Source organism: Leifsonia sp. Leaf264 (assembly GCF_001422325.1).
Taxonomy (GTDB): domain Bacteria; phylum Actinomycetota; class Actinomycetes; order Actinomycetales; family Microbacteriaceae; genus Orlajensenia.
The window spans coordinates 56,653-80,171 of record NZ_LMMR01000008.1; the positions used below are offsets into that span (position 1 = coordinate 56,653).

The window sequence follows — 23,519 nt, forward strand, 5'->3', positions numbered from 1 at the left end:
GCGAGGGCCATCGCCTCCTCGAGCGAGGAGGCGTGTCAGTCACCGTGCAGTCGACGAAGACACGACCGGAGATCACATGTCGAATCCATCCCCTGAGAGTGGGAACCCAGAGGAAGCTGCGCTTGGAGCAGATGAGGCCCAGCCGGAGCGGCGAGGTGCTCGCAATCTCGGCTCCACCGGGCTTCGCAGCCGATCGTGGCTTGGGGATGGCGGTAAGAACGGGTTCATCGCCCGGCACCACTTCCGTCAGGCCGGGTTCTCCGGCCGGCAGTTCGACGGGCGTCCGGTCATCGGCATCGCGAACACGTGGTCAGAACTGACCCCGTGCAACATGCATCTTCGCGGCCTAGCCGAAGCAGTTCGCCGCGGCATACAACAGTCGGGAGGATTCGCCCTCGAGTTCCCGGTCCTCTCCTTGGGCGAACCGTTCATGCGCCCGTCGACGATGCTCTACCGGAACATGATGGCGATGGAGCTCGAGGAGTTGTGCCGCGCCAATCCTCTCGACGCGGTCGTGGTGTTGACCGGCTGCGACAAGACGACTCCTGCGGCCTTGATGGCTTTGGCGAGCGTGGACATCCCGTCGATCATCCTGACCGGTGGCCCCATGCTGAACGGTCGATTCCGCGGGCGGACCGTGGGGAGTGGCACCGACATCTGGAAGATGACGGAAGCGCTGCGCGCCGGCGAAGTGACTCAGGAGGAGTTCACCGAATTCGAGAGCTGCCTCAACCGGTCACCCGGTCACTGCATGACCATGGGCACCGCCTCGACCATGGCCAGCCTGACCGAGGCGCTGGGCATGCAACTCCCTGGTGGCGCCGCACTCCCCGCTGTCGATTCCCGGCGGATGGTGCTCGCTGAAGACACCGGCGCTCGGGCGGTTGAACTTGCTACAGAGGGCCTGCTCCCGTCCCAGATCATGACGCGGGAAGCCATCGAAAATGCCCTCGTCGTCAACGCAGCGTGCGGCGGCTCGACGAACGCCATCCTCCATCTGCTGGCGATCGCCGGCCGACTCGGCGTTCCACTCGACCTGGACGACATCGATTCGGTGAGCCGACAGATCCCACTCCTCGTCGACCTGATGCCCAGCGGACGCTTCCTGATGGAGGAGTTCTCGGACGCCGGCGGAGTTCCCGCACTCCTCGCCGAACTCGGTGAGCTGCTGCATCGTGACGCGATCACCATCACCGGACGCACCCTCGGCGAGAACATCGCCGGTGCACGCAACGACCGCCCCGAGGTGATCCGCCACCTGGATGATCCGGTACAGGCGGCAGGTTCGGGGACAGCGGTGCTCCACGGGAACCTCGCACCAGGCGGCGCAGTACTGAAAGTGAGTGCTGCCGATCCCAACCTTCTGACGCACACCGGCCCAGCCCTCGTGTTCGACACGCTCGAGGAATACCACGCCGTGATGGGCGACCCCGATCTGGACGTGACCGCCGACACGGTCCTCATCGTGCGGGGATGCGGGCCGAAGGGGTATCCGGGAATGCCCGAGGTCGGCAACCTCCCGCTGCCGCAGAAGCTCCTCGATCAGGGAGTACGCGATCTCGTTCGCATCTCCGATGCCCGGATGAGTGGGACCGCGTTCGGCACCTGCGTCCTGCACGTCGCACCCGAATCCGCCGCCGGCGGGCCTCTCGCCTTCGTCCAGACCGGTGACACGATCGTTCTCGACGTGCCGAACCGTCGACTCGACATGCTGGTCGACGATGCCGAATTGGATCGCCGACGTGCTGGTTGGACGACTCCTCAACCACCCTCGGGACGCGGTTGGGCTCGGCTCTACACCGATCACGTCACCCAGGCCGATCGTGGTGCCGACCTCGATTTCCTGGTCGGTTCCAGCGGCAGCGAGCCCGCACGCGCACCATTCTGAGAGGACGAGATGATCAACGACATCCGAGTGCACGGAGTCTGTCCCGTCGTGGAGACACCATTCACTGCCACCGGCGAGATCGACGTGGCGAGCTTCGAACGACTGATCGACCGGTTGCTGGATGCTGGCATCCGCACGGTCATGTATCCCGGCTTCGCGAGCGAGTACTACAAACTGACCGACGAGGAACGCGACCTCCTCACCGGTGTTCTCGTGCAACGGATGCATCGGGTCGACGGGACCGTCGTCGTGATCTCCGTGCCTGACCACGCAACCCGGGTGGCGGTTGCCCGGGCCCGTCGCGCTGTCGAGCTCGGAGCGGACATGGTCAACATCCTGCCGCCGCACCAGCACGGACCAAGCTCGACAGCCGTCCAGACACACGTCCATGATGTGCTCGAGGCGATCGCGCCTGTGCCCGCCATAGTTCAGTACGCCCCTGCTCAGACCGGGACCGCCCTCACCGCTGCGATCATCGCGCAGATGGCCGTCGACTCGCCGAACCTGGTCCAGGTGAAAGTGGAGTCCACGCCGCCCGGGCAGCTCATCTCCGCCCTCCGGAAGGAAGCCCCCGAGCTGAGCGCTGTGGTCGGCTATGCCGGAGTTCAGCTCATCGACGCCCTCCGACGGGGTGCAGTGGGAGTCCAGCCCGGTTCCTCGTTCACGGAGATCTACCTGGAGATCTGGTCGCTCTGGGAGCAAGGCGATCGGGATACGGCGATCGACCTCCACACTCGGCTGCTTCCGTACATCTCGTACTGGATGCAGTCGGTGGAACTGATCATCGCGGCGGAGAAGCGCATCTCGTTCCTCCGTGGACTCACGGATACCGACGTCTGCCGAGCGCCAGCCCGAGCACTCGACGATGAAGAGCTGGCAATGATCGACCGGTTCATCAGCGGGTTCTCGGACTTGCTCGTCTGATCAGCGATCGGGGCCGAGGAGTCTGATCGTGAACGTGCCGTGCGCCTCGACTCCATCGACGCCGGTCTCGGCAACGGAGGGATCGAACCAGTCGAACGAGCCGCTGACCGGGTAGTTGCTGCGCGACAGCACGGCCAGGTGTGTCTCAGGCTGCGCGGAGAAGACCTCTGCGGACTGCAACCGGACTCCAGCACCGCGTGACGCCCGATTGCCTCGGCCGGTGACCTCGATTCTCACCTCATGCTCGGCCTCTGGGAGTCCACCGACGGTGTAGATCGCGTGACCGGAGCAGTCGACCGGGGAGAACAGATCGACATCAGCGGCCACCAACTCGCCGTCCAGAGTGATGTTCACAAGGCCGAGGTCGGGGCCCAGCGCGCCGATGCAGTCGATTCCAGAGCCATGGAAGCGGATGACCGCGGCACCGCCTGGCTGGTCGCACCGGTGATCGGCAAGACCGACAGATCCTTGGTTCAGACCGCCGTCAACTACGCGATACTCCCACTCGCCATCGAGCTCAAGACCTGGATCGCCGGGATGAAGAATCTCTCTGGATGGAAACAGGCGCGTCCCCACTGCACCGTCGGCGTTGAACTCGATCCCGGCGCCGTCAGGCCCGGTCACTCGCTGACGCAGCACGCCATCACGGCGCGCTCTGAAGTCCCGACTCCATCCATCGACGTTCGAGCGATCAATGCTCCCTGTGACGACGTCGTTCCAGGAAACGCGCTCGTCTCCGAACTGCCCAGGGTCGGGGAGAGAGTTCCGGGTGGCCTGTCCCCGCAGTCGCCCGAGGTATCCGTCGCTCGGAATGCCGTCATGACTGTCTGACTCCCAGGTGGTTGCAGCAGCGTCAGCGGTGAGCGCCAGCACCAGGCCGATCTCCGTGATTCGACCGTCGACGGCCCCGGGAGCCGCCTGCGCGTCGTAGGCGATTCCCAGCAGCCCTGCTGCGTCGGCCGCAATTGTGATCTGGACGTCGAACGGACCGGACCGACCACCGATGGACACCTGCACGGTGTGCTCAGCGTCGGCGATGGTCACAGCAGTCGGTTCCCAGGTTTCGAGGTCCACGCCGGGCGCGTGCAGCGATGGGCCTCCGGTCAGGAGTGTTCTGCCGCCGGCTTCACCACGGATGATCTCACCCGTCCGCGCGTCAATGATGATGGTGAAGGGGCCGTCGTCGCCGCCGATGACGATTCGGTCGGCGTCGTGCGACCACCGAGGCGGACTCGACAGCGGGATGCGTCGGTCGGCCGCCGGCGGGGTACCCGGCAACTGATGGTGATCGATGATCTGGCCGCTTGCTGTCTCGAACCGGAAGTCAGCGTGGTCGACGTTCGGTGGGATGACAAGTGTGCCGGTTCCGCGGGGTGCGATGCTCGGCAGCGCTTCTCGTGATTCCGTCCCATTCGCGTCCTTCCAGACGATTGCAAAGTCTGAGAGATCGGCGAAGACATGATCGTTGTGCAACGTGATCTCTCGTACTGGACCGGCCACCGTGCGCTCAGGGTCGTGTTCGACGCGAATCGGTGAGTAGGCACGTCGGAGAGCCCACCATTCCGGCTTGCGCCGCCTCCAAACGTCGACCACACCCCACGGCCCGAAGCCGGAAGTACGGGAGGGGAGGTGGAACTGCTCGTCGATGCCGCCCCAGATCGCGACACCCAACCCGCCGTCGGCGCGGCGGAGGCGGTTCATGAAATCGTCGATGCTCCCTGCCCAGTCGGCGTGGATGCCCGGGTCGCGGCGCAGATCGCCGGATTGATAGACCGGCAGGTGCACCACCTCGTCATGCAGCATCGGTTTGCTGTCCGAGCCCAAGTCGTCGCCGTAAGCCGGGTAGTGCGAGCTCAGGATGTCTTCTGGGCCGCCCGCAAAGCTCATAATCACGGGTCGCGAGGGGTCGGCCGCTGCCACAAGATCGTAGGAACGCCGAAAGTTCTCACCCCAGGTGCTCTCGTTCCCGATCGACCAGATGATCACGCTCGGGTGGTTGCGATCGCGTTCGACCATCTCGGCGAGGGGACCAAGATACTCCGGAGAGTGGTGCGGGTCGTCCTGCGTCGCCGGCCATCCGAACTGCCCTGCCCAGCACACGCCGTTCTCCACCTCGACATAGATACCGAGCTCATCCGCGGCCTCCAATAACGCGGGATGCGGCGGGTAGTGGGAGGTGCGCACGAAGTTGACGTTCGCCTGCTGCAGCAGTTCCAGGTCGATGCGTTCCAGCGTGCCGTCGCTTGCCCGACCGAGTTCCGGGTGGATGTCGTGTCGGTTGACCCCCCGGAGCAGCACGCTTCGCCCGTTCACGAGGAGCTCGTTTCCGACGACCTCGATCGAGCGGAACCCGACCTTCTGCCGGTAGGTCACGAGGGTTTCCCCCTCCACGGTCACGATCAGCTCGTACAAGTGGGGCGCCTCATCGGACCACAGGGAGACGGCGGAGAGCGCGACGGCGACGTGACCTTGACCGGTCGGCGCCAGTTCGAGCTGACGACCTTCACCAAGATCCACAAGCTGACCGTCAGGGTCGCGGAGCTCGAGGCCAACCGACGCGCTGCTGGCACTGCACGGAACCTCGAGATCCAGGACGAGGCGAGCATCGCCAGCCTCCGGATCATCGACAGGGGTGCTGACGTGGAACCTCGTGAGATGCACCTCAGGCACATGCACGAGGAAGACGGGTCGAAGGATGCCTCCGATAGCGTGGCCCGCGTAACTCGACGCCGTGGAAACGGAATCGGAACGGTCTGTGACGCCCACGGCTATCAGGTTGGACTCCCCGACGCGAATATGGTCCGTCACGTCGAACTCGAAGCGAGTGAAGCCTCCAAGGTGCTCCCCGGCGAACTTCCCGTTCACCCACACGCGCGCGAAGCTGTAGACCCCCTCGAAGCGCAGGATGACTGGGCCGGCATCGAAGTCCTCGGGAACTACCACGGAGGTTCGGTACCCCATCTCGACGTCCTGCTCGATCTGGAGGCCCTGCATCGCCGGTTCGCCCGGCACACGGATCGGCATCCATCCCGGGCCACCGCTTTGATCAGTGCCCGTCAAATCGCCAGGAGCAGGGTGGAACCACCACCCTCCCGCAACGTCGAGTACCGGCGTCTCGATTCCCGTCACAGTTTCCGGTGTAGGGATCAATGCCGGGCGTCGTCCCGGCTCGATTACTTCGGTGCTCACGCGAATCCTGTCTGCCTCGTACCTCATTGTTGGGCGGGTCTGTCTTAGGGGATCGGCGGGCGGTCTTCTGGGATACTTCACCGACGGACCGCCAGCGGGACGCCGGACCCATGAAATAATCGTATTATAGAAGTCGAGGGGAGTGTCAATGACTATGCATGGTGGACGAGGACTACATGGACAGGTCGTGCACGCGCTCGGCGAACGGATGATGCGAGGCGACCTTGTCCCTGGTCAGTCGATCAACACCGAGGATGTGATGGTGGAGTTCGACGTCAGTCGGACCGTCGTTCGCGAGGCGTTGAGGGTACTCACGGCGAAGGGTCTCGTCGATGCTCGGCCCAAGCACGGCACGTACGTCACTGAACGTTCTCGGTGGGAGCTACTCGACACGGATGTGATGCGGTGGCGCACGGAAGGCGTTCCCGACGCGCGTTTGGTCCGCGAACTGGACCAGGTGCGCGCGATCATTGAGCCCGCTGCGGCCGGGATTGCAGCTGGTTCGCGCACGTCGGAGCAGCTCGCTGCCATCGAGGCCGCACATGACAAACTCATCGCCAGTTTCGATGACGATGACGAGGCTGCCCATATCGAGACGGACGTCGCCTTTCACATCGCGATTCTTGCCGCGAGCGGGAACGAGCTCCTCGAGCGGTTCGAGGTGGTCCTCGAGCCCGCAATGCAGGCGCGCCATCGGCTCGCGCTGCGCCACGCCACGACGACGAGTTTCTTGGACAGCCATCGGGCCGTGTTCGAGGCGATAGCAGCAGGCGATCCGGACGCTGCTCGTGAGCGAATGCAGCTCCTCATCGACGACTCCGCCCGTGACATCGCAGCCATCGTCGGGGCTTGACCGGCGGCGCCAGCCCATCCGCGCAGTCCTGCATTCGCCCATCGCCGTGCTATCGCGCACGCCGCCAGACGAAAGAGCGGGTGTGCGACGAGCCTCCGTCGCACACCCGCCGTCAGGCTCCGGTCACTTGTTTGTGACGGTGAAGCCCTGTCCGGTCCCGTATTCCGTGGCAGCGTCTTGCCACGCCTTGAGGCCGGCGTTCAGGTCGCTCTTGTTGGCGTAGGCCTGACCGACCGTGTCGCCGAAGATGCTGTTGGCGTAGGTCTGGAAGGGAAGGTAGCTCCATCCGGGAACGACATCCTTCGATGCCTGCACCAAGACCTCGTTGATCTTCTGCCCGCCGAAGTAGTCGCTCTGGTAGTTCAGGAACTCATCCGACTCGAGGTCAGCGACCGTGGACGGGAAGCCGCCCTCGGCGGCGTGGATGGCTGCGCCTTCCTTGCCGTTCAGGAACTCCATGAAGCCGTACGCGACGAGCTTGTTCTTGCTCTGCTTGATCAGCACGTCTCCGCCGCCGCCGTTCTCGGCTGACGCCGGCTTCCCGTCGTACGTCGGGATCGGTGCAACGCGCCACTTGCCGGCGGCGTCCGGGACTCCGGACTCCAGGTTTCCAGGCATCCACGCTCCAGTGACGAGAGTGGCGATCGATCCGTCGCCGAGAGCCTTGTACCACTCATCGCTCCATGAACCGATGGGGGCGACGAGGTCGTCCTGGATCATCTGGTTCCACAGGGACGTCCACTTGTTCGTGCCGGCATCGTCGAAGTTGATGTTGACGTTCTCGCCATCCGTGGAATACGGCTTCCCACCGGCCTGCCAGATCATGCTCTGGGTGAATCCGGGGTCTCCCAGGTCGTTGGCGATGTAGTGCGTGGGATCGGCGGCGTGAATGGTGCGCGCGGCGGCGAGATACTCATCCCACGTCTTCGGCACCTCGATGCCCAGCTTCTCGAAGACATCGGCGCGGTAGAACATCGCCATGGGGCCCGAGTCCTGAGGCAGGCCGTAGATCCCGCCATCGATCGCGACGGAACTCCATGTGCCGGTGGTGTACTGATCCTCCAGATCGGCCGCTCCGTAGTCCGTCAGGTCGACGAGAGAATCCGAGAGCGCGAACTGCGGGAGCGCGTAGTACTCCATCTGCGCCACGTCGGGGGCGCCGGAGCCGGCCTTGATGGCGTTCTGCAGCTTCACATAGTGGTCGTTTCCGGTGCCGACGTTCTCGAGCTTCACGGTCACCTTCGGGTACTTCTTCTCGAATGCCGCGACGATGCTCTTCATCTGAGGAGTCCAGCTCCACACCGTGATGGTGCTCTCCTTCTGGAGTGCCGCATCGATCTGCTCCTGGCTGGCTCCGGAGCTATCCGAACCGGAAGACGATGAGGAACAGGCGGCCAGGGATCCGGCGAGGGCAGCCGCGAGAGCGACTCCAACCCACCGACGGGCTGTGCGATGAATCATGTTCTTACCTTTCACTTCGATGTGATGAGCAGGACTGCTCGGGGTAGTCAGCAGCGAATGCCTCACTGCTTGACGCTTCCTGCCGCGAGACCTGACTGCCAGTAGCGCTGGAGGAAGAGGAATGCGGCGATGATCGGGATGATGGTGAGCAAGGAGCCGGTGATGACCAGGTTGTAGATGGCGTCGCCACCGACGGTTGATGCCTGAGCACTCCAGGACTTGAGCCCCACGGTCAGCGGATACCAACTGGAGTCGCTCAGCATGATCAGGGGGAGGAAGTAGTTGTTCCACGTCGCCACGATGGTGAAGAGGAGCACGGTGACGAAGCCCGGCGCCAGGAGGCGTGCCGAGACGGTGAAGAACGTGCGAAACTCTCCTGCTCCGTCGATCCGTGCCGCTTCCAGAATCTCCGTCGGGACGGCATCGACCGCGTAGACCCAGATCAGGTAGAGCCCGAACGGGCTGATCAGCGACGGCAGGATGATCGACCAAGGCGTGTTGGTGAGCTGGAGCTGGCTGAACATCAGGAAGGTCGGTACGGCCAGGGCGGTTCCGGGGATGGCGACTGCGCCGAGGACGACAGCGAACACGGCACGCCTCCCCGGGAAGTCGAACTTGGCCAGCCCGTAGCCCGCCAGCGTCGCGAGCAGCGTGGCGCCGCCGGCCCCGATGACGACGTAGAAGAGGGTGTTTCCCAACCAGCGGATGAAGATGCCGTCGTTGTAGGTGAGGGTCTCGACGATGTTGTCCCACAGCGCGAACTTGCCCGAGAACCAGAGGCCGAAGGTGGAGAACAGGTCGTGCTGGGTCTTGGTCGAATTGACCACCAGCCAGAACAACGGGAGGAGCGCATAGATCGCAAGGACACCCATCACGATTGTGAGGATGATGGACTTCCGCTCCGTGCGCCCGCGGGAAGCCCGCGCAAGGGCCGGAGGGCGACGGAACGGGACAACTCGGGGTTCCGGGGCCGTCTCGATCTGGAGCATGGCCTGTGTCTCGGTGGTCATTTGACGCCCTTCCGGGAGCCTGACAGCTGCACGACATATGCGATGAGCATCGTGATCAGCCCCATGATGATTGCGATCGCTGCCGAGTAGTTGTACTGCTGTCCGGCGAACGACAGGTTGTATGCGTAGAGGTTCGGCGTGAAGTACGTCGAGATCGTGTTGGGAGCGAGAGCTTGGAGGATGCTCGGCTCATTGAAGAGCTGGAAGCTCCCGATCACGGAAAAGATGGCGGCGATGATGATGGCACCGCGGATGGCTGGGATCTTGATGTGCCGGATGACCCGTCCCGCGCCGGCGCCGTCGAGTGCGGCTGCCTCGTAGAGGTCGGTCGGGATGATGCGCAGTGCGGAGTAGAAGATGAGCATGTTGTAGCCGACGAACTCCCACGTGACGATGTTCCCGATGGAGGCGAGCACCCAACTGCCGGAAAGTGGTGCCGGAAGTTCGATGCCGAAGAATGTGTTCAGGTTGCCGACGAGCCCGAAGCGTGTTCCATAGATGAACCCCCACATGAGAGTTGCCACGACCGCCGGGACCGCGTACGGCAGGAACAGCGAGATTCGGAAGAACGACGACAGATGCAAACGAGCACTGTCGATGGCCAGTGCAGCAGCGAGTGCGATCACGAGCATGATCGGCACCTGGACGATCAAGAAGATGAGCACCCGACCGAATGCGTCCCAGAACTTCGGGTCAGCAGCGGCCTCCAGGTAGTTCTGCAGTCCGACAAAACTCGTGCCGCCGATGAGCTGGTCCCTGAACAGGCTCAGTCCGATCGAGTACACAACAGGCGCCACGAGGACCAGGGCGAACACGGCCAGGAAGGGGGCCACGAACGCCCAACCTGTCCAATTCCGTCTGTCGCGCCGAATCACCTGGACGGGTCGTGATGGTGACGTCACTGTCATCGTCGAATCCTTCAACTCGGGTGGTGGAGCCCTCTGCGGGAACCGGAGGCACCGGCAGGGTTCCCGCCTCTATCGTCGAGCCTAGCTCTTTAATCTGATAATCCTATTATTAGCCTAAATGGGTGCGAAATTCCAATCACACCCGTCCGGCTCGAAGCGTCGAGTGGCGATGATCAGGGATAGTGGCCGGGCTACTGACAATTGACCGCGAGAGGGCAGGGAGCCACACCGCATCGCAATGAACCCTCATGCGAGTCTCGACCCGCGACCCTTGCCCGCTTCGGCGAGGTTGCCCTTGACTAGAAGGATCGCGACGATCGCGAGGATGCGTCAGAGGTAGTTGAACACACCGGCGACGGTGAGGATATCTTCATCGCCGCGTTCGTACCGTGGCCCGCTGATGGCGGCGTGCAGCAGCGCGTCCGCGAGCTGATCGGCGGGTGCTGCGACTCGAACAGTGAAGGCCCAGCAGGAGAAGAATCTCCCGCTGGGCCTGACCCGGATCATACTGTCGGAGAAGGGCGAGACCTTTTCTCTGACTTGTTCCTCTGTCTGTGTGTGCGCGAGGGGGGACTTGAACCCCCACACCCTTGCGAGTACTGGCACCTGAAGCCAGCGCGTCTGCCAATTCCGCCACTCGCGCACGCTTGGTCACACCCGAGGGCGAACCAACCCAGTGACATTATCATTTTCTCCCGCCATAAGCCATTTGAGGCCGATCAGGCGGCCGACAACGGATCAGGGGCGCCGACGTGACGCGAGGCGACCTCCGAATGCGCCGTGAACGTCGGTGCGCGTCAACCGGGCGAGAGCGGCATCCGCGAACGCCCTGATCAGGTCATCCGCAGGAATGCGCACGAATGGAATCGGCCCGCGCGCTCGCATCGCCCAGCCAATGCGCAATAGGCTCGAACCCGTACCGCAGGGGTCGATGACGACCCTTTCTCGCTCACTACTTCACTGAAGCCGAGATGGGGGCCCGCGTGACGGACACCACTGAAGAATCATCGATCGACCTGCTGCACGGACGCACCATCCGCGCCTTCCTGTTCGACCTCGACGGCGTGCTCACGCCGACCGCCGAGGTGCACATGCACGCCTGGGCTCGACTGTTCACGCCGTACCTCGAGGGCCGCGGCGTCTCGCCCTACGTCGAGCAGGACTACTTCGACCACATCGACGGCAAGCCGCGATTCGACGGGGTGCGCGACCTGCTGGCATCGCGCGGCATCGAGCTCGAACCAGGGACTCCGGATGCCGACCCCGCCGACGACACGGTCTGGGGCCTGGGAAACCGCAAGAACTCGGTGTTCAGCGACACCATCGCCGAGGAGGGCGTCGCCGCCTACCCCGCGTCGCTCGCCTTCCTGAAGGCCGTCATCGACGACGGCTACGAGGTGGCCGTCGTCTCGAGCTCCAAGAACGCGCCGCCGGTGCTGGCGGCCGCCGGCATCGCCGACCGCTTCGACGTCGTCGTCGACGGCAACGTCGCGGCCAGCCTCGGCCTGCCCGGCAAGCCGGCACCCGATACCTATATACACGCGGCAGACGTACTCGGGCTCACCGTGCTCGAATGCGCCGTGGTCGAAGACGCCGTCTCGGGCGTGCAGGCCGGTGCCCGGGGAGCTTTCGGACTCGTCATCGGCGTCGACCGCGGCGTCGGACGCAAGGTGCTGCTGGATGCCGGAGCCGACATCGTGGTGCAGGAACTCGACGAGCTCATCGATGCAGTCTCGAAGACCGAGACGACGAGCTCCATCGCCGAGAACAACAAGGAGAGCAAGTGAAGATCCTCGACGCAGACCCGATCGACCGCATCCGTCACCCCCTCGATGAGTGGGCGCTGGTCGAGACGGCCTTCGACGCTGCCGACATGGGTCGGACCGAGACCATCTTCACCGTGGGCAACGGCTACCTCGGCCTGCGCGGCAACGTCGAGGAGGGCCGGGACGGCCATGTCCACGGCACCTTCGTGAACGGGTTCCACGAGACCTGGCCGATCCGTCACGCCGAAGAGGCCTACGGCTTCGCCCGCGTCGGCCAGACCATCGTCAACGCACCGGATGCCAAGATCATCCGCCTCTACGTCGACGACGAGCCGCTCGTGCTCACCGAGGCCGACGTGCTCTCCTATGAGCGCCGCCTCGACTTCGCCAGCGGCGTGCTCGAACGCGAGCTCGTCTGGCGCACGCCGGCCGGCAAGCGGGTGCTCATCACCTCGCGGCGCATGGTGAGCTTCACCGACCGCCATCTGGCCGTGGTCACCTACGAGGTCACCCTGCTCGATTCGGATGCCTCCATCACCCTGTCGAGCCAGATCCTGAACCGCCAGGACGGCCGCGACGAGTACCGCTCGAACGTGCACGGAACGGCCGAGGGCTTCGACCCGCGCAAGGCCGACGTCTTCACCGACAGAGTGCTCCAGCCGCGCATCAAGCGCGAGCAGGCCGACAGGCTCCTCCTGGCCTACCGCTGCACCAACTCGGGCATGACCATCGCCGTCGCCGCGGACCACCAGATCACCACCGTCGACGACTACACCTCGACGACCACCCTCGAAGACGACCTCGCCAAGCGCATCTACCGGGTGCACGCCAAGCAGGGTCACCGGGTGCGCCTGACCAAGCTGGTGAGCTATCACACGGCCAGCACGGTTCCCGTTCGCGAGCTCGCCGACCGCTGCGACCGCACGCTCGACAGCGCCCTCGAGGTCGGCGGGCCCGAGCTGTTCCGCCAGCAGCGCCTCTGGCTCGACGCCTACTGGAAGCGCACCGACGTCGTCATCGGCGGCCAGCCCGCGCTGCAGCAGGCCGTGCGCTGGAACCTGTTCCAGCTCGCCCAGGCGAGTGCCCGCACCGACGGCGGCGGAGTCGCGGCCAAGGGCGTCAGCGGCACGGGCTACGGCGGGCACTACTTCTGGGACAGCGAGATCTACGTGCTGCCCGCACTGACCTACACCTCGCCCGTCGTCGCCCGCAACGCCCTCAGATTCCGGCAACGGATGCTGGACGCCGCCCGGGCGCGTGCCCTCGAACTGAACGTGCGCGGTGCGCTGTTCCCGTGGCGCACCATCAACGGGCTCGAATCGAGCGCCTACTACGCGGCCAGCACCGCGCAGTATCACATCGACGCCGACATCAGCCATGCGCTCTGCCAGTACGTCTCGGCCACCGGAGACCAGGACTTCCTCAACCGCGGCGCCATCGACATCCTCGTCGAGACGGCCCGCATGTGGGCCGACCTCGGCTTCTGGCGCGGCAACGGTGATGACGTCTTCCACATCCACGGTGTCACCGGCCCCGACGAGTACACGACAGTCGTGAACGACAACCTGTACACGAACGTCATGGCGCGGGCGAACCTCGAGGCCGCGGCCACGTCGCTGCGCCTGCTCGCCGAGCAGGACCCCAACGCCTGGGCACAGGTCGTCAAGCGCCTGGAGGTGCAGGAAGGCGAGGCCGAGGAGTGGGCACGGGCGGCCCAGCGCATGCACATCCCGTTCGACGAGAACCTCGGCATCCACCCGCAGGACGAGGCCTTCCTGCAGAAGGAGATCTGGGACCTCGACCTCACCCCGCCCAGCCACCGTCCGCTGCTGCTGCACTACCACCCGCTGGTCATCTACCGCTTCCAGGTGCTCAAGCAGGCCGACGTCGTGCTCGCGCTCCTGCTGCAGGGCAACGAGTTCACGCTCGAGCAGAAGCGCGCCAACTTCATGTACTACGACCCGCTGACCACGGGCGACTCCACCCTCTCGGCCGTGGTGCAGTCGATCATCGCCGCCGAGGTCGGCTACGGCAAGCTCGCCACCGACTACTTCGCCTCGGCTCTGTTCGTCGACCTGCTGGACCTGCACTCCAACACCGCCGACGGCATCCACGTGGCCTCCACCGGTGGCATCTGGAACGCCCTTGTCTACGGATTCGGGGGCTTCCGCGACCACCGCGGCGACTTCACCTTCGACCCGCGCCTGCCAGAGGGCTGGGAATCGCTGCAGTACAGGCTGACGCTGCGCGGCAACCGCGTCCGCGTCGATCTCGTGCGCGATTCGATCACGTTCACGATCGAGGAGGGCGACTCGTTCCGCCTCACCGTGCGCGGCCAGAACATCTTCGTGACCGCCCAGAACCCCGTCACGGTGCCGCTCTCGCACCAGGGCGCGAAGCTCGTCGGAACCCCCACGATGGACGACGTGCGCGGGCAGCGTCGGGCTGACGGATCCCTGCTCACGGCGTCGATCCCGGCCATCGCGCTCGACTTCGACGAGGGCGAGGCGATGGGCCCCATCGACTGACTGGCGGCGCCGGTGAACGTGCTTTCCAGAGTCTCCGACTAACATTCAAGAGTCGCGAGAACCGGATCGGGAGACCTGTGGGGATACTGGACAACTTCGAGAAGGGTCTCGAACGTGCCGTCAACGGCGCTTTCGCGAAGACCTTTCGCTCGGGGCTGCAGCCGGTCGAGATCACGTCAGCACTACGTCGTGAGCTCGATACCAAGGCTGCAGTCGTCTCACGCGACCGCGTTCTCGTGCCGAACAACTTCACGGTTCGGATGGGAACCGCCGACTACGAGCGCATGAGCGCTCTCGGCCCCACCCTGATCGACGAGCTCACCGACCTCGTGCAGAAGCACGCGGCCAGCCAGCGCTTCCAGTTCGCCGGCGGCATCACCATCCGCCTCCGCGAGGACTCCTCGCTCAGCGTCGGCATCGTGGCGGTCGACTCCACGAACGTGAAGGGCGACATCGCCTGGACGCCGCTGCTCGACATCGGCACCAAGCGCTACCCGCTGATCAAGGCCCGTACCGTGATCGGCCGCGGAAGCGACGCCGACATCACCATCGACGACACCGGAACCAGCCGCAAGCACATCGAGGTGCTCTGGGATGGCAAGCGCGCCCAGGTGCGCGATCTCGGCTCGACGAACGGCTCGCAGTTGAACGGCCAGCCCGTGAAGCAGGCCGTGCTCGAGCCGGACTCCGTCATCACCATCGGCCGCACCCGCATCATCTTCCGGGTCCTCGCTCAGGCCTCGGCTCCCGAGGCCGGCGCGCCCGTCGACGACGCGACGCAGCGTCACGACATGGGCGGATTCTGGGGGCCCGCCTCGTGAGCGAACTCACCCTGCTCGTCCTTCGACTGAGCTTCCTCGTTCTGCTGTGGGCGTTCGTCTTCGCGATCGTCTACGCGCTGCGTTCCGACCTGTTCGGGCAGCGCGTTCGCAAGGTCAAGGAAGCGGATGCAGTTCCGGCGGCCGCTCCCCCGGTGCCGGTCTCAGCGTCAGCGGCCGCAGCGGCAGCCGCTGCCCCCACCGGTCCGATCGGCTCGATGCCGGCGGCTCCGGTGTTGTCCCCGTCCCTCGGACGAGAGATCGCCTCGACCGGCAACGCCCGCGCCATCGTCGTCACGAGCGGTACCAAGGCCGGGGCCGAGTTCCCTCTCGGCAATGACGAGATCACCATCGGCCGCTCCTCGGACTCGGCCATCGTCATCCGTGACGACTACACGTCGACGCATCACGCCAGGCTCATGCTCTGGAACGACCAGTGGATGCTGCAGGACCTCGACTCCACCAATGGAACCTTCCTCGACGGCGTGCGCGTCACGGTCCCCACCCCTGTCCCGCTCGGCGTGACGGTCAAGGTCGGCGCGACCACCTTCGAGCTGCGACGGTAGGCCCCATGGCGACGCTCATCGACAGCGCGGCCGTCTCCAACGTCGGACGCGTGCGCGCGAACAACCAGGACTCCGGATTCGCCGGCCACGGTCTGTTCCTCGTCGCCGACGGCATGGGTGGCCACGCGGGCGGTGACGTGGCGTCAGCCATCGCCACGAAGCGCATAGCCGAGGCCGACCAGTCCTACCTCACCCCGGAGGACGCCGAGTTCGCGATGCAGGCCGCCCTCATCGCCGCCAACCAGCAGCTCGCCGAGACGGTCTTCGAGCACGCCGAGCTCACGGGCATGGGCACGACTGTGAGCGCCATCTACGTACTCGGCGACAAGGTGGCCATCGCGCACATCGGCGACTCGCGCATCTACCTCCTCCGCGGCGGGACGCTCACGCAGATCACCACCGACCACACCTTCGTGCAGCGGCTCGTCGACAGCGGGCGCATCACCGAGGAGGAGGCGGCCGTGCATCCACGGCGCTCCGTGCTCATGCGCGTGCTCGGGGACGTGGAGTCCTCCCCCGAGATCGACACCAGCATCGTGCGCACGATCGCCGGCGACCGCTGGCTGATCTGCTCCGACGGGCTGTCCGGCGTGGTCTCCTTCGACGACATCCGCGAGGCCCTCGAGCAGTCGACGTCGGCGACGGAGGCAGCCGAGCGCCTCGTCAAGGAGAGCCTCGACGGCGGAGCACCCGACAACGTCACCGTGGTCGTCGTCGACATCGGCGCCGATGGAGCGCCGGCATCCGCGAAGCCGGTCGTCATCGTCGGTTCCGCGGCGGAGCCACTGGCGTTCGACATCGAGGAGCCACCGCGTCGCGCGCTCCGGATGCCGCCCTTCAGGCTGCACTCGGTTCCCGAGGCGCACTTCGAGCCGGACTCCGAGGAGTACCTCGACGAGCTCATCGAGGAGGACAAGCGCCGGGTGCGGCGCCGTCGCATCACCTGGATCACCGTGATCGTGCTGTTCGTCGCAGCTGCGGCGATCATCGTCGCCATCACCTACAACTGGACCCAGTCGCGCTACTTCGTCGGCAGCGACGGCGACAGCGTGGCCATCTTCCGCGGCATCCAGCAGGACATCGGCCCCATCTCGCTGCACAGCGTGTACAAGGACACGAACATCCCGATCGACAGCCTCACCTTCTACGACCGGCAGGCAGTCGAGGCGACGATCAGCGCGACCTCGCTCGACGACGCCATCACCATCGCGAAACGCCTGGAGGTGACAGGTGCCGACTGACCAGACGGGCGTCGTCCCCACTCCGGCTCCCGGTACGCAGACCGGGCCCATCCGCCGCATCCGCCTCCCGCAGAAGCTGCGCAACCTCGAGCTCGCCCTGCTCATCGTCGCCTGCGCCATCAACGCCATCGCCGTCGTGCTGGTGCAGTTCGGCGCGCTCGGCCACCTCGACCTCACGCTGGTCTTCCTCGGCGCCGTGCTGTCGGTGCTCGTCATAGCGCTGCACGTGGTGATGCGCTTCGTCGCCCGCGACGCCGATCCGTTCCTGCTGCCGATAGCGACCGTGCTCAACGGCATCGGCATCGCGATGATCTACCGCATCGACATCGCCGACGGCCACGACGGCTGGGACAGCGCCGCCGTGCGCCAGATCGCGTGGAGCGTGATCGCCATCCTGTGCGCCATCGCTGTCATGCTCGCCATCCGCAACCACAGGGTGCTGTTCCGCTACACCTACATCTCCGGCCTCATCGCCGTCGTGCTGCTGCTGCTTCCCCTCGTTCCGGGCCTCGGCAAGCAGATCAACGGCGCGCGCGTCTGGATCGGCATCGGCGACGTGCTCACCTTCCAGCCCGGTGAGATCGCCAAGATCGCCCTGGCCGTGTTCTTCGCCGGCTACCTCGTGCGCAATCGCGACTCGCTCTCGATGGTCGGACACCGCTTCCTCGGGATGCGGTTCCCCCGTGCCCGCGACCTCGGCCCGCTGCTGATCGTCTGGGCGCTGTCGATGTCCGTCATCGTGTTCCAGCGCGACCTCGGAACCGCCCTGCTGTACTTCGGCATGTTCCTCGTGATGCTCTACGTGGCCACGGCGAGGCTCAGCTGGGTCCTGCTCGGGCTCGCGCTGTTCCTCAGCGGCGCCTTCGCGGCCAGCCGCACCCTCGACTACGTGAACGGCCGCTTCAACAACTGGCTCGACGCGTTCAACCCCGACGTCTACGGTGCCGACGGCGGCAGCTACCAACTGGTGCAGGGCCTGTTCGGGCTCGCGCACGGCGGACTGATCGGCACCGGCCTCGGCCAGGGCCGACCCGACCTCACCCCGGTTCCGCAGAGCGACTACATCATCGCGAGCCTCGGTGAGGAACTCGGCCTCGCCGGCCTGTTCGCCATCTTCGCGCTCTACCTGCTCTACGTCTCCCGCGGCTTCCGCGTCGGCTTCGCCGGACAGGACGACTTCGGCAAGCTCCTCGGCGTCGGGCTCTCGTTCGTCATCGCGCTGCAGTGCTTCATCGTCATCGGCGGCGTCACCCGCGTCATCCCGCTCACCGGCCTCACGACCCCGTTCCTCGCGGCCGGCGGATCGTCGCTGATAGCGAACTGGATCATCACCGCCATCCTGTTGCGCCTCTCCGACACCGTGCGCAACCAACCTCGACTGGTGGTGGACTGATGAATCGCGAACTCAAGCGCGTGAGCGTCTTCGTCCTGCTGCTGTTCCTGGCGCTCTTCGTGTCGACGACGGTCATCCAGGCCGTCCAGGCCGACGCGCTGAATGCCGACCCGCGCAACACCCGCACCCTCTACGAGAGCTACCAGGTCGAACGAGGACCGATCCTCGTCGCCGGAACTCCCATCGCATCGTCGGCACCGTCGAACGACGTGTACAAGTGGCAGCGCACCTACACCAACGGCCCGCTCTACGCCCCGGTCACGGGTTTCTTCCCCGTCAACGGAGAGCCGACGGGAATCGAGGGCTCGTTCAACGACTACCTGAGCGGAACCGCCAATTCGCAGTTCCTGACCAGCCTCGAGCGCATCTTCACCGGACAGAAGCCGAAGGGCGCCGCCGTCGAGGTCTCCATCGATCCTGTCGCTCAGCAGGCAGCCTGGGACGCCCTCGGCGACTACACCGGAGCCGTCGTGCTGACGGAGCCGTCGACCGGCCGCATCCTCGCCCTCGTCTCCAAGCCCACGTTCGACCCCAACAGCCTCGCCGGCCATGACACCGATGCCGTCGACGTCACCTACGACGCCCTGGTCGCCGACCCGACCGACCCTCTCATCGACCGCAACCGCGGCGGCGACCTGAACCCTCCCGGCTCCACCTTCAAGCTCGTGGTGGCTGCGGCGGCGTTCGAGTCCGGCAAGTACACGCCGGAGAGCACCTTCCCCAACCTCTCCGAGTACCAGCTCCCCGGAAGCACGTCCGTCGTCATCAACTCGGGCGGCGGAACCTGCGGACCCGGGGCCACCGTGAGCATCGCGGATGCCGTACGGCTGTCATGCAACATCCCGATGGCCGAGCTCGGCGTGGAGCTGGGCGACAAGGCCATCCGCGACCAGGCCGAGAAGTTCGGTTTCAACGTAGAGCACCACATCCCGATGACGGTCGAGAAGAGCGTCTACCCGGCCGTGCTCGACGACGCGCAGACGGCGCTCAGCGCCTTCGGCCAGTACGAGGTGCGCGCGACGCCCATTCAGATGGCCATGGTCTCGGCCGGAATCGCCAACGGCGGGATCGTCATGGAGCCGTCGCTGGCCGACCAGATCACCGGCACCGACCTGTCGGTCGTGAAGAGCTTCGATCCCGTGGAATTCGGGCGTGCGATCAGCACTGAAACCGCTGATGCCCTCAAGAAGATGATGGTCGCCGACGTCGATGACGGTGCGGCCAGTAATGCAAGAATAGACGGGGTCAGCGTGGGCGGTAAGACCGGCACAGCGGAGAACATCGGGGCGGACGGGGAAGAGGATCCCTACACGCTCTGGTTCACCGGATTCGCCCCAGCAGAAGACACGCAATTTGCAATCACGGTCCTCATCGAAGACGGTGGCGGAATGGGAACGGACGGGTACGGCAATCTACTGGCCGCGCCCGTGGCACAAAAGGTACTAGAGGCGGTGCTGAACAAATGAGACCCACAGCAGGGCTCACCTTCGGGGGGCGCTACGAGCTGTCGACCCGCATCGCCATCGGCGGTATGGGAGAGGTGTGGCAGGCCACCGACCTCGTGATCGGGCGCCAGGTCGCCATCAAGATCCTCAAGGACGAGTACCTCGGCGACCCGGGCTTCCTCGAGCGCTTCCGCGCTGAGGCCCGTCACGCCGCACTCGTCAACCACGAGGGCATCGCCAACGTCTTCGACTACGGCGAGGAGGACGGCAGCGCCTACCTCGTGATGGAGCTCGTGCCAGGAGAGGCTCTCTCCACCATCCTCGAGCGGGAGCACGTGCTCTCGACCGACAAGGTGCTCGACATCGTCGCCCAGACCGCGGCAGCCCTGCACGCCGCGCACGCCGCGGGCCTCGTGCACCGCGACATCAAGCCGGGCAACCTGCTCATCACCCCCGACGGCCGCGTCAAGATCACCGACTTCGGCATCGCGCGCATCGCCGACCAGGTTCCGCTCACCGCGACCGGCCAGGTCATGGGAACCGTGCAGTACCTATCGCCGGAGCAGGCATCAGGTCACCCGGCCTCCCCGACGACCGACATCTACTCGCTGGGAATCGTCGCGTACGAGGCCCTGGCCGGCCGACGCCCGTTCACCGGCGAGTCCCAGGTCGCCATCGCGATGGCCCAGATCAACGAGGCGCCGCCCGAGCTGCCCGTGACAGTGTCCGAGCCCGTGCGCAACCTCGTCTTCGCGTGCATCGCCAAGAATCCCGCCGACCGCCCGCAGTCCGCCGCCCACCTCGCCCGTGCTGCCACGGCGCTCCGCCGCGGCGACGTGCAGGCTGCAGCTGCCTCGGTTCCCGCCGTCCTCGGTGGTGCCGACGCGGCGACCACCATGCTCATGCCGCAGGCGAACTCGACCAGTGCTGCCACGACGGTGCTGCCCACCGCCACCCGTGCGGCTGCCCTCGAGGCCGAGCAGGAAGAGGGTGAGAAGAAGAAGCGCAGTCCCTGGACGTGGCCGCTGATCACCCTCATCGCGCTTCTCGCCATCGTGCTCATCGGCACCATCATCGCCTTCGCCGTCAACGGCAACGGCGCCGACCCCGTGAAGACGACCACACCTCCGGCCACGGCATCCAAGACGCCGACTCCGACGCCGACTCCGACCAACACCAAGATCCCGGTGAACGAGGCCGACTTCGTGGGACTCTCGAGCGGGGATGCCCGTGCGAAGGCGAACGGCCTCGGGCTGAACGCCAACGTCGCCACCGGCAACGCCGCCACCGACCCGGCCAAGGTCGACACGGTCTACGCGGTGAACCCGACCGGCAACCTCGACCCCGGGGCCGAGCTCACGCTCACGGTCTACGGCGATGTCGTGGCACCCGGTAAGGCCACGGCGCCGACGCTCGACGGAACCGACCCCGTTCCGGCGAACACCGACGTGACGGTCAAGTGGGACACGCAGTCCTGCCCGGCCGGCCAGACGCTGAGCGGCTACAACGTCGCCGTCTCCGGTGCCACGCTCAAGGTGCAGGACCAGACGCCGGGTGGAACCCGTACGGCCGTCATCACCTCTGGCGACGCAGGGTCGAGCTTCCAGGTCACGCTGCAGTACTTCTGCGGCCAGATCGACTCGCCCATCTCCGACCCGCTGACGGTCAACGTCGCCGCGGCGCCGGCACCCGACCCCACCGAGACCCCGGCTGCCGAGGCACCGGCGGGTGACGCGCCCACCGACGATGGCGACTCGCAGTAGGCATCCACTCATCCACCTCCCGATACACTGACGAGTCCCGCACCGACCACCGAAGGAGTTCGCATTGACTGACGACGGCCGCCTGCTCGCAGGCCGTTACCGCGTCGGCGAACTCATCGGTCGCGGCGGCATGTCCGAGGTGCACATCGGAACGGATTCGCGACTCGGCCGCACCGTGGCGATCAAGCTACTGAAGGCCACCCTCGCCCTCGATCCGGCCTTCCGCACCCGCTTCCGCCAGGAGGCCCAGGCGGCCGCGCGCATGGCGCATCCCACCATCGTCCGTGTCTTCGACGCGGGCGAGGAGACAGTTCAGGATGCAGCAGGGCACGAGACCCAGCAGCCGTACATCATCATGGAGTTCGTCGACGGGCGCCTCCTGAAGGACGTCATCAAGGGCGGCGCGCTCGAGTCGAAGGAGGCCGTGCGCATCCTCGACGGCGTTCTGACCGCACTCGAGTACTCGCACCGTGCCGGCGTCGTGCATCGCGACATCAAGCCCGGCAACATCATGATCACGAAGTCCGGTCAGGTGAAGGTCATGGACTTCGGCATCGCCCGGGCGATCTCCGACTCCTCGACGACCGTCGCCCAGACCACGGCCATCCTGGGCACGGCCTCCTACTTCTCGCCGGAGCAGGCCAAGGGTGAGCTCGTCGACGCCCGCACCGACCTGTACTCCGCCGGCGTCGTGTTGTTCGAGCTGCTCACGGGCAGGCCGCCGTTCCGTGGCGACACCCCGGTCGCCGTCGCCTACCAGCACGTCAGCGAGACAGCGGCCAAGCCGAGCCACATCAACCCCAAGGTGTCGCCCGCCCTCGACATGGTCGTGGCCAAGGCCCTGGCCAAGGATCGCTTCGACCGCTACCAGACCGCCGCCGAATTCAAGGCCGACCTCGAGATCGCGGCATCCGGCAAGCTCCCCATCCACAAGGTCTCCGATGACGCCGGTGCCACGCTCTTCGGCACGCCGCCGCCCGTGCAGACCGGCACCGAGCTCGCCTTCAAGCAGCTCGCCGACGACGAGCGGATGGTGCGCACCCAGCGCCGTCCTCCGGCCGTCTGGGTCTGGGCCGGCATCCTGAGCATCATCGTGATCGTCGCCGCCGTGGTGTTCTGGGTCTTCAACCTGGCGCCGTCGAACGAGCTGCCGTCATCGTCGCGCGAAGTGCCGACCCTGACCGGGCTCACCCTCGAGGAGGCCACGGCCCAACTGGCCGATCTCGACCTCTCGACGACGCCCCTGGAAGAGGCGAGCGCCACTGTGGAGAAGGGCATGGTCATCGAGACGGACCCGCCGGCCGGCGAGACCGTCGCCCCGGGCACCTTCATCAAGGTCTACGTCTCGACGGGCAAGGAACAGGTCGATGTTCCCGACGTCACGAACAAGGCGATCGCCGATGCCCAGAAGGCCGTGACGGATGCCGGCCTCACCCCCGGCGCCGTGACCAAGGAGAACTCCCCCACGATCGCGGCCGACGTCGTGCTCAGCACCAAGCCCGCCGCGGGCACCGCCGTCGACGACGGCTCGACTGTCGACTTCGTGGTGTCGAGCGGCCTGGTGACCCTCCCCGACCTGACGACTCAGTCGCTGGAGGCCGCCACCGAGATCCTGCAGGGATCGATGCTGCAGCTCACGCCGAACCCCAAGCCCGACGACTCCTGCCCGCAGGAGCCGAACCTGCCGATCACCAGCCAGTCGCTCGCTCCGGGCTCGGTGCCCCAGGGCTCGACGGTCGACCTGGTCTACTGCGCCGGCTGATCCT

General features: G+C 65.8%; 16 protein-coding genes and 1 tRNA gene. 12 read left to right on the forward strand and 5 right to left on the reverse strand.

The features are described from left to right. Nucleotides 1-76: 76 nt before the first annotated feature. Both ASF30_RS19290 and ASF30_RS19295 read left to right on the forward strand, forming a co-directional pair. The gene (locus tag ASF30_RS19290) at nt 77-1,888 is read left to right on the forward strand and encodes an IlvD/Edd family dehydratase (protein WP_082468128.1); all 1,812 of its coding nucleotides are present in this window, start codon (nt 77-79) and stop codon (nt 1,886-1,888) included. A gap of 9 nt (nt 1,889-1,897) precedes the next feature. Then, on the forward strand, nt 1,898-2,812 hold the full coding sequence (locus ASF30_RS19295) for a dihydrodipicolinate synthase family protein (protein ID WP_157497535.1): 915 nt from the start codon (nt 1,898-1,900) through the stop codon (nt 2,810-2,812). Here ASF30_RS19295 and ASF30_RS19300 read toward each other — a convergent pair whose 3' ends face one another. Next, the gene (locus ASF30_RS19300; protein ID WP_162240779.1) at nt 2,813-5,941 is read right to left on the reverse strand and encodes a glycoside hydrolase family 2 protein; all 3,129 of its coding nucleotides are present in this window, start codon (nt 5,939-5,941) and stop codon (nt 2,813-2,815) included. A 247-nt stretch (nt 5,942-6,188) separates the two neighbouring features. Between ASF30_RS19300 and ASF30_RS19305 the strand changes: the two genes are divergently transcribed. Beyond that, on the forward strand, nt 6,189-6,854 hold the full coding sequence (locus ASF30_RS19305; RefSeq protein WP_200918495.1) for a FadR/GntR family transcriptional regulator: 666 nt from the start codon (nt 6,189-6,191) through the stop codon (nt 6,852-6,854). Nucleotides 6,855-6,977: 123 nt separating this feature from the next. Here the strand turns inward: ASF30_RS19305 and ASF30_RS19310 are convergent, their stop codons facing one another. The 4 genes from ASF30_RS19310 to ASF30_RS19325 all read right to left on the reverse strand — a co-directional run bounded on the left by ASF30_RS19310 (nt 6,978) and on the right by ASF30_RS19325 (nt 10,876). Then, nucleotides 6,978-8,315 (reverse strand): ABC transporter substrate-binding protein, encoded by a 1,338-nt coding sequence (locus ASF30_RS19310; protein WP_055910691.1) that lies wholly within the window; start codon nt 8,313-8,315, stop codon nt 6,978-6,980. Between the two features lie 62 nt (nt 8,316-8,377). Continuing rightward, complete coding sequence (locus ASF30_RS19315) at nt 8,378-9,325, reverse strand: carbohydrate ABC transporter permease (protein ID WP_055910694.1); 948 nt, start codon at nt 9,323-9,325, stop codon at nt 8,378-8,380. Continuing rightward, complete coding sequence (locus ASF30_RS19320; protein ID WP_055910696.1) at nt 9,322-10,233, reverse strand: carbohydrate ABC transporter permease; 912 nt, start codon at nt 10,231-10,233, stop codon at nt 9,322-9,324. The genes ASF30_RS19315 and ASF30_RS19320 overlap by 4 nt, the downstream gene beginning before the upstream one ends. 559 nt (nt 10,234-10,792) lie before the next feature. Then, a tRNA-Leu gene (locus ASF30_RS19325) sits at nt 10,793-10,876 on the reverse strand. A gap of 340 nt (nt 10,877-11,216) precedes the next feature. Between ASF30_RS19325 and ASF30_RS19330 the strand changes: the two genes are divergently transcribed. From ASF30_RS19330 to pknB, 9 genes are all read left to right on the forward strand, one after another. Then, entirely contained in the window at nt 11,217-12,020 is an 804-nt protein-coding gene (locus ASF30_RS19330; RefSeq protein WP_268765566.1) for an HAD family hydrolase, read from the forward strand. Beyond that, nucleotides 12,017-14,527, forward strand: a complete 2,511-nt coding sequence (locus ASF30_RS19335; protein ID WP_055910702.1) for a glycoside hydrolase family 65 protein — start codon at nt 12,017-12,019, stop codon at nt 14,525-14,527. Before ASF30_RS19330 ends, ASF30_RS19335 begins: the two co-directional genes overlap by 4 nt. A gap of 77 nt (nt 14,528-14,604) precedes the next feature. Further along, nucleotides 14,605-15,348 (forward strand): FhaA domain-containing protein, encoded by a 744-nt coding sequence (locus tag ASF30_RS19340; RefSeq protein WP_055910704.1) that lies wholly within the window; start codon nt 14,605-14,607, stop codon nt 15,346-15,348. Then, the gene (locus ASF30_RS19345) at nt 15,345-15,911 is read left to right on the forward strand and encodes an FHA domain-containing protein FhaB/FipA (protein ID WP_055910706.1); all 567 of its coding nucleotides are present in this window, start codon (nt 15,345-15,347) and stop codon (nt 15,909-15,911) included. Before ASF30_RS19340 ends, ASF30_RS19345 begins: the two co-directional genes overlap by 4 nt. A gap of 5 nt (nt 15,912-15,916) precedes the next feature. Next, entirely contained in the window at nt 15,917-17,152 is a 1,236-nt protein-coding gene (locus ASF30_RS19350) for a PP2C family protein-serine/threonine phosphatase (protein WP_055910708.1), read from the forward strand. Next, nucleotides 17,142-18,545: an FtsW/RodA/SpoVE family cell cycle protein gene (locus ASF30_RS19355; RefSeq protein WP_055910710.1), complete on the forward strand. Its 1,404-nt coding sequence runs from the start codon at nt 17,142-17,144 to the stop codon at nt 18,543-18,545. Before ASF30_RS19350 ends, ASF30_RS19355 begins: the two co-directional genes overlap by 11 nt. Continuing rightward, the gene (locus tag ASF30_RS19360) at nt 18,545-20,011 is read left to right on the forward strand and encodes a peptidoglycan D,D-transpeptidase FtsI family protein (RefSeq protein WP_055910712.1); all 1,467 of its coding nucleotides are present in this window, start codon (nt 18,545-18,547) and stop codon (nt 20,009-20,011) included. The genes ASF30_RS19355 and ASF30_RS19360 overlap by 1 nt, the downstream gene beginning before the upstream one ends. Then, complete coding sequence (locus ASF30_RS19365) at nt 20,008-21,753, forward strand: protein kinase domain-containing protein (RefSeq protein ID WP_082468132.1); 1,746 nt, start codon at nt 20,008-20,010, stop codon at nt 21,751-21,753. The genes ASF30_RS19360 and ASF30_RS19365 overlap by 4 nt, the downstream gene beginning before the upstream one ends. Nucleotides 21,754-21,817: 64 nt before the next feature. After that, nucleotides 21,818-23,515, forward strand: coding sequence for a Stk1 family PASTA domain-containing Ser/Thr kinase (pknB, locus tag ASF30_RS19370; protein ID WP_082468134.1), 1,698 nt, complete (start codon nt 21,818-21,820; stop codon nt 23,513-23,515). Nucleotides 23,516-23,519 lie beyond the last annotated feature (4 nt).